This window comes from Micromonospora chokoriensis, assembly GCF_900091505.1.
In the GTDB taxonomy this organism is placed as follows: Bacteria; Actinomycetota; Actinomycetes; order Mycobacteriales; family Micromonosporaceae; genus Micromonospora; species Micromonospora chokoriensis.
Genome location: NZ_LT607409.1, coordinates 162,519 through 176,600 on the forward strand (window position 1 = coordinate 162,519; position 14,082 = coordinate 176,600).

Annotated in this window: 15 protein-coding genes; 10 read left to right on the forward strand and 5 right to left on the reverse strand. The window is 70.9% G+C overall.

What is annotated here, in order from left to right; genetic code table 11:
- Positions 1–80 precede the first annotated feature (80 nt).
- Entirely contained in the window at positions 81–1,067 is a 987-nt protein-coding gene (locus GA0070612_RS00765; RefSeq protein ID WP_088986152.1) for an aldo/keto reductase, read from the forward strand.
- A 25-nt stretch (positions 1,068–1,092) separates the two neighbouring features.
- On the opposite strand, the gene GA0070612_RS00770 is transcribed toward GA0070612_RS00765, so the two are convergent.
- Complete coding sequence (locus tag GA0070612_RS00770) at positions 1,093–1,608, reverse strand: GNAT family N-acetyltransferase (protein WP_088986153.1); 516 nt, start codon at positions 1,606–1,608, stop codon at positions 1,093–1,095.
- Between the two features lie 131 nt (positions 1,609–1,739).
- Here GA0070612_RS00770 and GA0070612_RS00775 point away from each other — a divergent pair, with 131 nt between their 5' ends.
- The 3 genes from GA0070612_RS00775 to GA0070612_RS00785 are packed head-to-tail and all read left to right on the forward strand — an operon-like array spanning position 1,740 to position 4,188.
- Positions 1,740–2,294 carry an NADPH-dependent FMN reductase gene (locus GA0070612_RS00775; protein WP_088986154.1) on the forward strand — a complete coding sequence of 185 codons (555 nt, stop codon included), beginning with the start codon at positions 1,740–1,742 and terminating at the stop codon, positions 2,292–2,294.
- 26 nt (positions 2,295–2,320) lie between these two features.
- The gene (locus tag GA0070612_RS00780) at positions 2,321–3,334 is read left to right on the forward strand and encodes an ATP-binding cassette domain-containing protein (RefSeq protein ID WP_088986155.1); all 1,014 of its coding nucleotides are present in this window, start codon (positions 2,321–2,323) and stop codon (positions 3,332–3,334) included.
- Positions 3,331–4,188, forward strand: a complete 858-nt coding sequence (locus tag GA0070612_RS00785) for an ABC transporter permease (RefSeq protein ID WP_088986156.1) — start codon at positions 3,331–3,333, stop codon at positions 4,186–4,188. Before GA0070612_RS00780 ends, GA0070612_RS00785 begins: the two co-directional genes overlap by 4 nt.
- Positions 4,189–4,241: 53 nt before the next feature.
- Here GA0070612_RS00785 and GA0070612_RS00790 read toward each other — a convergent pair whose 3' ends face one another.
- Positions 4,242–7,508, reverse strand: coding sequence for an ATP-binding protein (locus GA0070612_RS00790; RefSeq protein ID WP_088986157.1), 3,267 nt, complete (start codon positions 7,506–7,508; stop codon positions 4,242–4,244).
- 159 nt (positions 7,509–7,667) lie between these two features.
- Between GA0070612_RS00790 and GA0070612_RS00795 the strand changes: the two genes are divergently transcribed.
- Positions 7,668–8,141: a helix-turn-helix domain-containing protein gene (locus GA0070612_RS00795; RefSeq protein WP_197699285.1), complete on the forward strand. Its 474-nt coding sequence runs from the start codon at positions 7,668–7,670 to the stop codon at positions 8,139–8,141.
- Complete coding sequence (locus GA0070612_RS00800; protein ID WP_088986158.1) at positions 8,134–8,502, forward strand: DUF4180 domain-containing protein; 369 nt, start codon at positions 8,134–8,136, stop codon at positions 8,500–8,502. The genes GA0070612_RS00795 and GA0070612_RS00800 overlap by 8 nt, the downstream gene beginning before the upstream one ends.
- Here the strand turns inward: GA0070612_RS00800 and GA0070612_RS00805 are convergent.
- Positions 8,485–9,129 carry an 8-oxoguanine DNA glycosylase OGG fold protein gene (locus GA0070612_RS00805; RefSeq protein ID WP_157742389.1) on the reverse strand — a complete coding sequence of 215 codons (645 nt, stop codon included), beginning with the start codon at positions 9,127–9,129 and terminating at the stop codon, positions 8,485–8,487. The two genes, GA0070612_RS00800 and GA0070612_RS00805, sit on opposite strands and share 18 nt — an antisense overlap.
- Before the next feature lie 146 nt (positions 9,130–9,275).
- On the opposite strand from GA0070612_RS00805, the gene GA0070612_RS00810 reads away from it, so the two are divergent.
- Both GA0070612_RS00810 and GA0070612_RS00815 read left to right on the forward strand, forming a co-directional pair.
- Positions 9,276–10,367 (forward strand): helix-turn-helix domain-containing protein, encoded by a 1,092-nt coding sequence (locus GA0070612_RS00810; protein ID WP_088986160.1) that lies wholly within the window; start codon positions 9,276–9,278, stop codon positions 10,365–10,367.
- On the forward strand, positions 10,364–10,978 hold the full coding sequence (locus tag GA0070612_RS00815; RefSeq protein ID WP_088986161.1) for a hypothetical protein: 615 nt from the start codon (positions 10,364–10,366) through the stop codon (positions 10,976–10,978). Before GA0070612_RS00810 ends, GA0070612_RS00815 begins: the two co-directional genes overlap by 4 nt.
- Before the next feature lie 60 nt (positions 10,979–11,038).
- On the opposite strand, the gene GA0070612_RS00820 is transcribed toward GA0070612_RS00815, so the two are convergent.
- Positions 11,039–11,929, reverse strand: coding sequence for a hypothetical protein (locus GA0070612_RS00820; protein WP_088986162.1), 891 nt, complete (start codon positions 11,927–11,929; stop codon positions 11,039–11,041).
- A 207-nt stretch (positions 11,930–12,136) separates the two neighbouring features.
- Between GA0070612_RS00820 and GA0070612_RS00825 the strand changes: the two genes are divergently transcribed.
- Positions 12,137–13,024, forward strand: coding sequence for a fibronectin type III domain-containing protein (locus GA0070612_RS00825; protein WP_088986163.1), 888 nt, complete (start codon positions 12,137–12,139; stop codon positions 13,022–13,024).
- 42 nt (positions 13,025–13,066) lie between these two features.
- Here GA0070612_RS00825 and GA0070612_RS00830 read toward each other — a convergent pair whose 3' ends face one another.
- Positions 13,067–13,297 carry a hypothetical protein gene (locus GA0070612_RS00830; RefSeq protein WP_088986164.1) on the reverse strand — a complete coding sequence of 77 codons (231 nt, stop codon included), beginning with the start codon at positions 13,295–13,297 and terminating at the stop codon, positions 13,067–13,069.
- A 97-nt stretch (positions 13,298–13,394) separates the two neighbouring features.
- On the opposite strand from GA0070612_RS00830, the gene GA0070612_RS00835 reads away from it, so the two are divergent.
- Positions 13,395–14,063, forward strand: a complete 669-nt coding sequence (locus tag GA0070612_RS00835; protein WP_088986165.1) for a TetR/AcrR family transcriptional regulator — start codon at positions 13,395–13,397, stop codon at positions 14,061–14,063.
- The last annotated feature ends 19 nt before the right edge of the window (positions 14,064–14,082 follow it).

Sequence of the window (14,082 nt, forward strand, 5' to 3'; positions counted from 1 at the left end):
ACAAGGGCTTGACCTGGAGCGCGCTCCAGCTTGCAGGGTGATCTGTGCGCCCACCGGTAGGGCGCGCGAGAGGAGATCCCATGCGGTACCGCACGATCGGCACCGACCCGGCGACCCGGCGCGAGGTCAGCGTCCTCAGCCTCGGCGCGATGCTCTTCGGCAGCGCCACCGACGAGGCCACCTCGTACGCGATCCTCGACCGGTACGTCGAGGCCGGCGGCACGTTCATCGACACGTCCGACAACTACGCGTTCTGGGTGGACGGCGGGCAGGGCGGGCAGAGTGAGGAACTGCTGGGCCGGTGGCGGCGCAGCCGGGGCGTCGGCGCCGAGATCGTCATCGCCACGAAGCTGGGCGCCCGGCCGTTGGCTCCTGGGACGAGCTACCTGGACAACGCGGAGGGCTTGCCCGCCACGGTGATCCGTGAGTCGGCGGAGCGCAGCCGGGACCGGCTCGGCGTGGAGCGGCTGGACCTGCTCTACGCGCACATCGAGGACCGGGCCGTGCCGCTTCAGGAGACCGTGGAGGGCTTCGCCGAGCTGGTCACCGAGGGCACTGTGGGTCTGCTGGGCGCGAGCAACCACCGGGCCTGGCGGGTGGAGCGTGCCCGGGCGTTGGCCGCCGCCGCCGGCCTGCCCGGGTACGAGGTGCTCCAGTACCACCGCAGTTACCTGCCGAACCGCACGGACCTCCCCAGCGACCTGGACCCCGACGGCGAGCCGGGCGGGGTCAGCGGTGACCTGCTCAGTTACCTGCGTGCCGAGCCCGAGCTGACCCTCGTGGCGTACTCGCCGCTACTCAAGGGGGCGTTCACCAGGGCGGACAAGCCGCTCAGCCCGGCGTACGACCTGCCGAGCGCGCCCCGACGACTCAAGGCCCTGGGGGACGTGGCCGGGCAGTGCGGCGCGACTGTCAACCAGGTGGTGCTCGCCTGGTTGCTCGGCGGCGAGCTGCCGTCCATTCCGCTGGTGGGCGCCTCGTCCGTGGCGCAGCTGGAGGAGAGCCTGGCAGCGGTGGACCTGGAACTGACCGCCGAGCAGCGGCACCGCCTCGACACCGCCTGGTGACCTGTCACCAGCCGCCCCGCCGACCTCAGCTCCCGGTCGGCGGGGCGGTCAGGTCGAGCTGCCAGTCGTTGGCGCGCATCATCCGCCCCGGCGGGTATTCGAACCCCGTCTCGCCGAGCAGCGTGAACCCGGCCTTGCGGCAGACCGCGTTGGAGGCGGGATTGTCAACCGACGGATAGGCGTGCGCGTAGCGCCGGTCCCGTCGCCCGCGGGCCACCTCGAGGGCCGCGAGCACCGCGACGGTGGCCAGGCCCTTTCCCCGGTACGCGGGCAGCACCGCCCAGCCCAGCTCGTACACCTGTTGCTCGCGCCACTCGCGGGCCCAGTAGCCGACGCTGCCGGCCCGCGCGCCGTCCGGCAGCACCACAGTGAACATGCAACCCTGCCCGCTGTCGGCGAAGCGCACGTAGCGGTCGTGCCGGGCGAGCACCTGCTCGTCGGTCTCCGGACCACCGGTGTGCCTGCGCGTCTCCGGTGAGTTGAGCTGTCGCAGCAGGTCGAGGTCGCGCTCGTGCCACGGTTCGAGGTGTGCCTGTGCCATTCCGATCCCCTGTTCGTCGGCACCAGTCAAGCCGACCCGTGCGACATCCCGCTCCGAAACGCCGCCCGCTAGATCGGATCTAGCGGGCGGCTGGCCGTGACCTCGCGCCTTCAGAGTGGAAGGGGGTGGCGATGACACAGTTGCGGATCGCCGTGATCGTCGGCAGCACCCGGGAGGGGCGGGCCGGAGACCGGGTCGCCGGTTGGTTCGTCGACCAGGCCACGCGGCACGACGACCTGGCGGTCACTGTCGTTGACCTGTCCGACTACGACTTCCCGGCCAGCTATCCCGCCGAGCCGACAGCGTCCATCCGGGCGTTCGTCAGCGAGGTGGACCGGGCGGACGCGTTCGTCGTGGTCACCCCCGAGTACAACCACAGTTTTCCGGCACCCTTGAAACAGGCGATCGACTACGCGTACGACGAGTGGCAGGCGAAACCGGTCGGCTTCGTGTCGTACGGCTGTCGGTCCACCGGCCTGCACGCCGTCGACCAGTTGCGCACCGTCTTCACCGCGCTGCACGCGATGACGGTGCGTGACGTCGTCGGGATCGACCTGCTCGCCGGAGAGTCGATTCCGCAGTGCACCGACGAGCTGCGCCGCGACGCCGGCGTCCTGCTCGACCAGCTCCGCTGGTGGGGCCTGGCCCTGCGCGACGGCCGGGCGGCCCGGCCGTACGTCGCCTGAACACGCCCGACGGAAGGAAGAGAACCATGAATAGACGCACCACCGGACCGGCCATCGAGGCCGAGGGGTTGACCCGCTCGTTCGGGGACACCCGGGCGCTGGCCGGGATCGACCTACAGGTGCCCGCCGGCACCGTCTACGGCCTGCTCGGGCCGAACGGGGCGGGCAAGACCACAGCGGTCCGGGTGCTCGCGACGTTGCTGCGTCCGGACGGCGGCTCGGCCCGGGTCTTCGGCCACGACGTGGTCACCGAGGCCGACAAGGTCCGCTCCCGGGTCAGCCTCACCGGCCAGTACGCCTCGGTCGACGAGGACCTGACCGGCACGGAGAACCTGGTGCTCCTCGCCCGCCTGCTCGGTCTGCGCAAGCCGGCCGCCCGGGAACGCGCGGCGGCCCTGCTCGCCGCGTTCGGTCTGACCGACGCGAGCGACCGCCAGGTGAAGAAGTATTCGGGTGGGATGCGGCGGCGCATCGACATCGCCGCAAGCATCCTCAGCACCCCCGACCTGCTGTTCCTCGACGAACCGACGACCGGTCTCGACCCGCGCAGCCGCAACCAGGTGTGGGAGATCGTCCGGGCGGTGGTGTCGCACGGCACGACGGTCCTGCTGACCACCCAGTACCTGGACGAGGCCGACCAGCTCGCCGGGCGGATCGCGGTCGTCGACCACGGCCGGGTGATCGCGGAGGGCACCCCGGGTGAGTTGAAGTCGTCCATCGGCTCGGGCACCGTCCACCTGCGACTGCGCGATCCCGGGCAGCGCCCCGAGGCGGAGCGGGTGCTCCGGGAGGCGCTCGACGTGCCGGTGCAGCTCGCCGCCGACCCGGTGGCGTTGACGGCCCGCGTCGGTGAGGCCGGTACCGACCTCGACGCCAGCGCCCAGGCCGCCCGGGTGCTGAGCGACCTGGCCCGCGCCGGCATCGTCGTGGACAACTTCTCGCTCGGCCAGCCGAGTCTGGACGAGGTCTTCCTGGCCCTGACCGACCATCCCGCCGTGCCGGCCGGCGACCGCGACGACGAGCTGGAGGCAGCCCGATGAGCGACACCACGACCACCACCACCGAACGGGCACCGTCCGTCTACGTCCCGTCCGCCGAGGCGCTGGCGACGGTGCTCGCGCCCAATGCCCGACCGCCCCGGCCCAGCGCGCTGAGCGCGTCGCTCACCTTCGGCTGGCGCGCCATGCTGAAGATCAAGCACGTGCCGGAGCAGCTCTTCGACGTGACCGCGTTCCCGATCATCATGGTGCTGATGTTCACGTACCTGTTCGGTGGCGCACTCGCCGGCAGCCCGCGCGAATACCTGCAGTTCTTCCTGCCCGGCATCATGGTGACCAGCGTCGTGATGATCACCATGTACACCGGTATCGGCCTCAACTCCGACATCGAGAAGGGCATCTTCGACCGGTTCCGCACGCTGCCCGTCTGGCGCCCGTCCGCCCTGGTCGGCATGATCTTCGGCGACGTGCTGCGCTACGTCCTCGCCGCCCTGGTGATCCTGGGCCTGGGTCTGGTGCTCGGTTTCCGCCCGCAGGGCGGTGTGGTCGGCGTCGCCGTCGGGATCGGCCTGCTGGTCGTCTTCTCGTTCGCGTTCTCCTGGGTGTGGACGTTCTTCGGGCTGATCCTGCGCAGCGAGAAGTCGGTGATGGGGGTCAGCATGATGGTGCTGTTCCCGCTGACGTTCCTCAGCAACGTCTTCGTCGACCCGAGCACCATGCCCGGCTGGCTCCAGGCGTTCGTGAAGGTCAACCCGGTGACGCAGTTGGTCGCGGCGATCCGCGGGGCGATGAGCGGCGACTCCGACCCGTCGGCCACCATGTGGTTGCTGGTGTGGAGCGCCGGCTTCCTGCTCGTCTTCGGCACCCTGACCATGTACCGGTACAACCGCCGCTGACAGTGATCGAAACGACGGGCGTCGCCACGGCTGTGGCGGCGCCCGTCGCCGTGTCAGAGCCGCCAGCGCAGCGGCTCGGGCGGCAGGTAACGGCACGTGCTGCCGGTCGAGACGGAGTCGCGCAGGTGGCCGGCGAGGGCCGGGTGCCGCCCGTCGAGCTTGCGCAGCGTGTCCCGGATCCGGGCGGTCACCGTCTTGCGGGCCCGCTCGGCCTCGTCGCCCAGCCGCCGGCTCCGACCGGCCAGCCCCGCAGCGGCACGCAGCTCGTCGAGCAACGCACCCCGCTCGGCGTCCAGCGCGGCCACCTTCCGGCCGTCGTCGCGCGCGGCGGCCCGGTCGATCTCCTCGTCGAGGCGGGCCAGGTGCCGCCGGTAGCGGGCCTTCGCCTCGTCGTCGAGGACCGCGTCGGCACCCAACTGCCGGGCCGCCACCAACTCCGGCCCGGCGGCCGGGTCGAGCAACTCCACGGCGGGTACGTCGCTGCCCGGTCGACTGAGCAGCAGATGCAGGTCGTGTAGGCCCTTGGCGTCGGGCAGGTGCACCACGACACCCGCGTACGCGAGTTGCCAGACCGGCCCGTCGCGCCGAAACTCGTACCCCTCGATGGCCGGTGCGACCTGGACCGACGCACCGGCCTGGCCTGCACCGACAGCCTGGCCTGCACCGAGAGCCTGGCCCACGCCGACGGTCCCCGCGTTGCCGGGGAGTTGGTGGAGCACCTGCGTCATACCGAGGGCGGTTGCCTCCGACGCGGTGGTCGCGTGCAGCGCGGCGGCCGCCGCGGCGTCGCCCGGGTGGCCTCGGCCGGTCAGAGCGTTCACCAGCCCGGCGCGGGCGATGAGCGACCAGGGCCGGGAGCCCAGCCGCTCGGCGGAGGCAATGGCGGCAGTGAAGCCGGCGATGGCGTCGTCCCACCGTTCCTGCGCGCAGTCGACCAGCGCCAACCAGTGGTCGACGGGGCCGCTGATGTCACAACCGAAGAGCCCGACCATCCATTCGCCACGGTGCGGGGCGAGCGCGGCTCGGGCCGCGTCGCAGCGCCGCGGGTCGGCGGACGCGGCTGCTACCTGCGCGCGTAACCGCAGCCAGAGCGGCGACACCGGACGCGGGTAACGGATGTCGGCGGCTTCGATGCCGGCGGTCAACCGGGTCGCCGTCTCGCCGTCGCCCCGCTCGGCGGCGGTGATCGCCCGCAGCAACTCCTGGTAGGGGTAGTCGATCGGGGCCAGCCCGTCCAGCAGGGTGTCGGCTTCCGCGAACCGGCCCTGAAGCAGCAGTCGGGACCAGCGCAGGTGGTGGCCCATGAAGCCGAACTCGGCATGGCTCGGATCGGTGACGTCTATGACGTCGGCGTACCGCGCGTCGGCCTCGGCGAAGTCGCCCCGGAAGGCGGCGATGATCCCGCTGTCGACGGCTGCTGCCATCTGGTGTCGGCTGCGGTCGTCGCCCGGCCGGTCCGCGCCGACGAAGGTCGTGAACTCCTCGTTGAAGTGCGGGTCGCCCAACTCGAGCAGCGCCACCCAGCGCAGCGCGGTGGCCCACAGCTCGGTTTCCCGGTCTCCCGTGCGGCGGGCCACGTCCCGGATCTCGGCGGTCAGTGCGACGCGGGCCATCGCGGTGCCCAGGCCCCAGGTGGTGTCGTGGCGGGCCCAGAGGCTGAAGGTGAGCGCCTCGTCGTCCTGCCCTCGTCGGGCGATCGTCTCGGTGGCGGTGATCAGGTCGGCGACCAGCGTGCCGACCGACGCGTCGACGGCCGGCTCGCCGATCAGCCGCCGGTACGCCTCGCGGACCAACTCGGCGGCCTCGACCGAGTTGACGGTCTCCACCTGCCGGGCGCGGTTCACGATGAGGGCGACCCGCGCCAACAGGACCGGATCGTCGAGTGTGCGGGCCAGCGCACCCGCCTCGGTGAGCAGGCGGGTGGCCTCCTCCCGGCCGGCGTGATGGTATTGCGCCTCGCCGAACTCGACGAGGATCCGCACTCGCTGCACGGGGTCCTCGACCACCTCCAGCGCCCGACGGAAGTGCACCGCCGCCTCGTCGGCGGCCAGCCGGATGAACGCGTCCCGCCCGGCGGCGACCAGCAGGGTGGCCGCCTGGGCCCGGTCGAGCGCGGGGCCGGCCAGGTAGGCGTGGCGGGCCAGGTCGGCGGGGACCAACTGGTCGCTGAGCTCCCGCAGGTGGTCGACCGCCCGGACGACCGCCGCGTGCCGGGCCTGCCGGTCGTCGTCGGACAACCCGTCGTAGAGGGTTTCGCGGACCAGGTCGTGGGCGAAGGCGAACCGGCCACCGCCCCGGGCGACCATCAGCCGCGCCGTCACCGCCCGGTCGAGCAACCGGTCGACCTGTGCCACCGGGGCCGCCACGCAGGCCGCCAGGACCTGACGGTGCAGTTCACGCCCGAGCACGGCGGCGACGGTGAGCGCCTCGACCACGGCCGGAGGCAGTTGGGCCAGGCGGCGTCGCACCGCCTCCCGGACGCCGGGGGCGATGGTGCCGGCCGCGTCGTCGGCGTGCCACAGCCGCGCGGTCTGCTCGATGAAGAACGGGTTGCCGCCGGTGCGGCGATGCACCTCGTCGACGAGACCGGCGTCGGGTTGCCGCCCGGCGGTCCGTGCCATCAACGCGGCGACCTCGTCGCGGGAGAGGCCGGTGAGGGTGATGCTGGTGGCCTTCGCGACGAGGGGCATCAGCAGGGGGCGCAGCGGGTGCTCGCCCGACTCGACCTCGGCGTCACGGTAGGTGCCGATCAGCAGTAACCGTTCGAACCAGGTGTGCTGGGCGGCGAAGCTCAGCAGCCGTAGGGATGCCGGGTCGGCCCAGTGCAGGTCGTCGAGGACCACCAGGACCGGTCGGTGCTCGGAGACGGCGACCAGCGCGGCGGTCACCGCGTCGAACAACGCGAACGCCTCACGGTCGGCGGCGTCTCCGCCGGTGTCGACGCCGGCCCAACTGGCGATGCGGCCGGCCTGCTCGCCGGTGGTGTCGGTCTCGCCGAGCAGGGCCGCGAGGGCCGGCTCGGCGGTGGGGCGGGCCACCGCCCAGTCGTCGGCGGAGCGCCGCAGGCCGCGCAGCACCTGCACCCACGGCCAGTAGCCGGGGGCGCTGTCGGAATCCCAGCAGGCCGCGCCGAGCACCAGCGCGCCGCGCTGCCGAGCCTCTCGCGCCGCCGCCGTGACGAGTGTCGTCTTGCCGATCCCCGGCTCACCGGTGACCAGGACAAGGCCGCCGTGGCTGGTCGTCGCCCTGTCCATCTCGGCGCGCAGCAGACCCACGGGGTGGTCCCGCCCGATGATCGCGTCGCCGCGCCGCGCGTCCATGGTTTCCAGACGGTACTGGAACCCTCCGACAAGGCGGGCGGGTTATTCGAGCAGTCGCCAGGTGAGGCACCCGTGTCGGGCGTCCTTTGGAGCTGATGCCGTAAACGAATCAGACCGCATTCTTACCTCTCCGGCTCACTGAGGGTAGTTTAGGGAGTGATGAAGGACAACATGTATTCGGTCGAGCAGGTCGCCGACCGGCTGGGGCTGCACGTGCGCACCGTGCGGGGTTACATCCGCTCCGGCCGGCTGCGGGCGGTGCGGATCGGCAAGCAGTACCGGATCGCCGCCGGGGATCTCGACGCGCTCACCGGTCAGGCTCCGGCCGCCCCCCGCGTGAGCGGGCACGCGGAGGTGTCGAGCATCGTGCAGGTCGACGGCGTCGACTCGGCCGCCGCCGACCGGCTCGGCACGCTCGTGCTCGCCGGCGCCAACACCGGCCACGACCAGGCCCACCCGCTGCGGGTGCAGACCGTGCACGACGAGGAACGTCGCCGCCTGAAGATCATCATCCTGGGCGGCCCGGCCGCCACCGCCGAACTGCTCAACCTGCTCGACGCCGTCCTCAACGCCGACAACGGCCTGCTCGACGCCGACAACGGCCTGCTCGACCGGCAGACCCTGGATGCCTGACGAGATCCAGGAACGCGCGGGAGTGCCGGTGCTGGTCTGCGACCCGGCCGGCCCGCCGGTGGTCACCGAGCAGGACGCGCTGGACCTGGTCGGCGCGGCGTTCCTCGGCGCCCAGGTGGTGGCCGTGCCCGCCAGCCGGCTCGATCCACGCTTCTTCTCGCTCGGCACCCGCTTCGCCGGCGACGTCATGCAGAAGTTCGTCAACTACCGGGTGCGGCTGGCAGTCGTCGGTGACATCTCGGCGCACCTCGCGGAGAGTTCGGCGCTACGCGCCCTGGTGCACGAGGCCAATCAGGGCGGGCAGATCTGGTTCGTCCCCGACCTCGACGCGCTCGACACCCGGCTACGCGCCGCGCGGTAGCGCCATCTCCACCGCATCCGGCTCGACCTCTCTGACCTGGGCCCGCTCCGCCGCCCACCGCAGGTAGGCCAGCCACTCCTCGGACGACCACCCGCCCCGGCGGGCGACCCCAGCCTCGGCGGGCAGCCCGCCGGCCACCACGCGGTCCAGGATCAACGGCTGCACGCCACCCACACCGCGCCGGTAACCGGCGAAGTAGAGCACCTTCGTGAACAGGCCCGGCCCCAACCACGGCAGCCGCGCCTGGTCGGGGTCGAGGAAGCGGCGGTACGCCGACCGCAGCTGGGCCTCGTCGGGTGCCGACATCTCCTCCAGCGCGTACGCCAGGCGCTTGCCGTCCGGATCGGCGTCGAGCGACCTGGCCGCACGCCACGGGCCGTACCCGATGGGCCCGTAAGCCCAGGCCAGGACGGCGGTCAGCAGCTGCCGTGGACTCGCATCGCCAGCCCGGTGGGCCTCGGCGACAGCGAAGACGTCCCGCCGCCACATCTCGCCGCTCACCGGGAGCATGTCGGGCCACGCGTCCGGCGGCAGCCCCGCCCGCCACCGGTCGACGTTGACAATCACCGGACACTGCTCACCCACCGCCGCTCCGCGCATGGTCAGCTCCCCTCGTATCGCGTCCATCGTCCGGACGCTATGGCCGAGTGCTTCCCGCGACTGCCCGGTACCGACATGTCGGGGTATCGACGAGCAGAAACCAATCATCGAATTCGTCATGCCGATCCGCTCTGGTCGAGACGCACGGCAGGAGGGCGTGCGATTATCGCACCATGACCGAAACCGGCGACTGGACGACAGTCGGCGAGCAGGTACGCCAGACGCGGCTCGGGGCTGGACTTTCTCAGGCCGAGCTGGGGGCGCAACTCGGCCTCGATCGCACGATGATCGCAAAGATCGAGTCAGGTGTTCGACGCGTGGATGCGCTGGAACTGATCCGGCTCGCGACAGCGCTCGACGTACCCATCGATCATCTGCTGCACCGCCGACCAGCAGTGATCTCGCACCGCGCGGAGGTCATCGCCGAGGACACCGACACAGACGCGGCAAGACGTTCTCAACGCCTGGAGATCGCGCTTGCCTCCTGGCTCAGGGACGTCCGCCAACTCCTGGACATCGGCACGCTCACTCTCGTTCCTCCTGTCCGCTACCAAGGCGCTGTTACCTCCGACGATGACGCCCGCACTGCCGCGCGCTGGTTGCGCAACGGGCGGGGCATCGGCACCGAGCCGATCGACACCCTGATGGAGTTCTGCGAGCGCAGCGGCCAGTACGTCCTGATCAGCGACCTGCAGGGCGAAGGCGCATCGATGGTGGACGGCGACCTGGCGGTGTCGGTCGTCAGCGTCGAGGGAGACCCCGGCCGACGGCGAGCCACCGCCGCGCACGAGCTGGGCCACATGGTGTTGGGCGACGAATATTCCAGCGATCTGGCGGTACACGTGTCCCGCGCGGATCGGGAAAGCCTGATCAACGCTTTTGCCGCCGAGTTGCTCCTCCCGGTCGCCGCGTTCGACGACGTCATCGGCCGCCCGGCGTCTCGGGAAGAACTGATCCGCCTCACGGCGCGCTACCGCACGTCGTGGTCGCTTGCGGTACGCCAGGCGGAACGTGCTGGCTGGCTCGACGTGTCGTCGGCACGCTGGTGCCGAACCACGCCAACCCGGGCGGAGATCATGGATGCGGTCGGCTGGGCGCCGCAACCTGACTTGGACGCGATTCGCGTACCGCCGGGTTACTCGCACGCAGTCATGGAGTCGTGGCGCCGCTACCTGGTATCGGATGCCCGCGCGGTCGAACTCCTCCATGGCCAGATTGGCCTGGACGATCTACCAACACGCGACGAGACAGATCTCGCACCGTGACTGCGACAGCTCACGACTCGCTTCTCGTCTTCGACACGACAGTGCTTCACCACTTCGCCCTGGCTGACCGGCTCGATGTGCTGGCCGACCTGGTTGCCGGACAGCGCGTGGCGACAACGGCTGTGGTGCTGGACGAGCTTCGCACGAACTCGGAGCGGGAGCGCGCTCTGACCGCGGCACTGGAACTTGACTGGGTCGACGTCATCGCGCTCGACACGATCACCGAACTCACTTGCTTCGCAGCCTGGGTTCGTCGGATTGGCGCTGGCAGACGGGACCTGGGTGAGGCGTCTGTCTTCGCGGCGGCGGAAATTCACCAGGGCACGGCCGTCACTGACGACCGCACGGCAACCAAGGTCGGTCGCCGATACGGTCTTGAGGTCCACGGCACGATCTGGTTGTTGGCAGAGAGATGCCGATCCGGCAGGCTCACCGAGGTCAACGCCGGCGCAATCATCGACGCCCTACGAGAGACGCAGCATCGGCTCCCCTGCACCGGGGCTGAATTCTCCTCGTACGCCCGGAAGGCTGGCATCCTCCCACTCCCATCCGCACACATACCAGGCCCGACGCGACCGCCGAACGGCGCGTCCGTTCGTGTCCAGAATTAATACCTCCAACGGTGTGGCCGCCCCACGCGGTCGCGGGGCGGCCACACGCATCGCGCGTTGCTACGCCGTGGCGCAGATGGCGTACGCCGTGTCGGACCAGTTGCCCGCGAACGCGTCCTCCTCGTACGCGCCGGAGGCGACCGATGTCGGGGCGGTGGCCGGGCCGCCGTTGGGGCGGAAGTCGTCCACGATGCCCTCGCCGGTCACCCCGTTCAGCTCGTAGCCGGCACCGGTCAGCACCTTCCCGACCGGGCAGGTGGCCGTGACGCTGCGGAAGTCGACGGAGTTGCTGGCCCCCACCGTTGACGCCCGCACCAGGCCGAGGAGCGGGTTGGCGCAGATCGCGTACGCGGTCACCGACCAGTTGAGAGCTGTCGCGTCCGACTCGTACGCGCCCACGGTGACGGCGGTCGGTGCCGCGGCGACGCCACCGTTGGGGCGGAAGTCGTCGACGACGCCTTCGCCGGTGACGCCGTTCAGCTCGTAGCCCGTGCCGGTCAGCACCTTGCCGGCCGGGCAGGTCGCCGAGGTGGAGTGGTAGTCGGCCGAGCTGCTCGCGCCGACGGTGGAGACGCGCACCAGGCCGGGCACCGGGTTGGCGCAGATCGCGTACGCCGTGACCGACCAGTTCCCGGCGAACGCCTCCGTCTCGTACGCGCCGACGGTGACTGCCGTCGGAGCGGTGGCCGGGCCGCCGTTGGGGCGCAGGTCGTCGACGACGCCTTCGCCGGTGACGCCGTTCAGCTCGTAGCCGGTGCCGGTCAGCACCTTGCCGGCCGGGCAGGTCGCCGTGGCGCTGTGGAAGTCGGCCGAGTCGCTGACGCTGGTCGCGGCGATCCGCACCAGGCCGGGGACCGCGGCGGACGCCGGGCTCGCCGGGGCGACCACCGCCGCGACCACGACGAGACCCAGCACGAGTACGGCAGCGCGGGCTTGTTTCTGGGTACGCATATGTTTCTCCCGTCTGAGGCCCGATCAGCGGGTGTCGTACCGCCGACATCAGGGCCGTTCGTGATGACGGGTCGACGTTAGGTAGCCGTCTGACCAGGCATTATCCCCAAACTGACTACGTCGAGTAGCGGACCGGCAGCGTGAACCCGAGCCCACATATTGACTGTTAGCTATCAGTTCTGCGCGTGCGGCCCTAGCATTCGCCTCATGTCCCCTCGCCGCGCCATCGCCGTCGTAGCCGTCGCCGCGCTGGCGAGCCTGCTCGCCGTCAGCGTCGCCCATGCCGACGACGGCCCGGCGATCAGCACCCCCGGCAGCCCGACCGTGGTGGCCAACGAACCACACCAGCTCACGCTCACCTGGACGCCGTCCGCCTGGGTCGACGGGCAGGGCACCGGGCAGCCCATCAACTACGAGGTGCAGGTGCCGCTGGGCCCCAACACGTACCGCTGGCTCGGCACCACGGAGGACACCACGATCACGCTGACCGACCTGTCGCCCGGCACGACGTACCGCATCGCGGTTGCCGCCCGCGCGCTCGGCGGCTACTCCGACTCCTCGGCCGCCACCACCGTGCGCACGGTCAGCGGTCGCGCGACGGTCAGCTACCTCAATCTCGACTGGTCCCCGACGAACAACCAGATCCAGTACCTCCTGCGGGTCACCAACACGGGCACCGGGCCGCTCGACCTGAGCACTGTGCAGGTGCGCTACCACCTGCGGTTCGAGGGCGGCAACACCTCGCTGGTGCCGAACTGCGACTGGGCGGTGCTGGGCTGCGCCCGGATCCGGCAGACCGTGCAGTTCTTCGTCCCACCGGGTGGGCCGCCGTCGGCGATGTCGACGCCGGCCCCGCCGAATCCCCCGCCGGGCACTCCCGTCCCCGGCTGGGTGGAGCTGACCTTCACCGGTGGGACGCTCGCGCCGGGCCAGTCGACCGGGCCGATCCAGCTACGGCACCACCGGCACAGCTGGAGCGCCATCGACGAGCGGGACGACCCGAGCTGGCTCGCCGCCACCGGTCAGTGGACCGAGAACGGGCGGATCACGCTGGACGTGGACGGGGTACGCGAGTTCGGCGACACGAACACCTGACCTCACCCTCGGACGGCGAGCGCCAGCCGAATCGGCGGGCGCTCAGGGGACCGTGTCGGAGTAGACCTCCACGTCGTAGAGCAGCTGCACGTCCCGGCGGCCGTTCGTGACGCCGACGAAGATCGGGTCACCGGTTGGGGTGTGGCCCCGACGCCACACCTGTTCGCGCGCGGCCTCCCGCGACTCGTGATGGATCTTGCCCTGCTGATGCAGTTGGAGGACGCGACGGGAGGTGCTCCGGTCGCTGTCCAGGTGGACTCGCAGCAGAGGCATGGGCCGCTCTCCTCACCAACCGCCAAGGCTAACTTTCCCTCGTTCCACTACCTTACCGATGTTAAGTTGCCTGTCCACTGGTCTAGAGTTGGCTTCTATGAGCTCACCGCCCATCTGGCTGCGCGCGGAGCCCTCGCGACCACGACGCAAACAGCCGCTCACCCTCGACCGCATCGTGGACACAGCAGTGACAGTGCTGGACGAGCAGAGCATCGAAGGTCTGACGATGCGCAGCCTCGCCCAACACCTCGACGTGACAGCGACGGCGTTGTACTGGCACGTGCGGACGAAGGACGACGTCCTGGACCTGGCCGTCGACCGGATCTTCGGCCACGTACCGATGCCGGACGTGAGCGACAACTGGCTGGAGGACATCCGCGTCCTCGTCCGAGGCTGGCGCGCCGCGATGCTGGGCCACCCCTGGGCACCGAGGCTGATCGGACGCCCGATGCTCGGACCCAACGTCCTGGCCCGTACCGAATTCCTGCAATCGGCGCTGGTGCGCGGCGGCTGCTCCGGGCTCCAACTGGCGCTGGCCACGCGAATGCTGGCCAACTACGTCATCGGCGCCGCGCTCACCGAAGCCACGTGGCACCAGACCGCGGACCCCGACGCGAGAGCCGCAGCCCGCGCCCACGTCGCCGCGAACGCCGACGCCTACCCGACTCTCCACGCCACGGGTCACCTCGACCCCGCCCAATGGGACGACGACCTGCTGTTCGAGGAGGGCCTCAACGGCATTCTCCGAACCGCGACGGCGGGATGACGGTGCCGCTGGGTTGGCG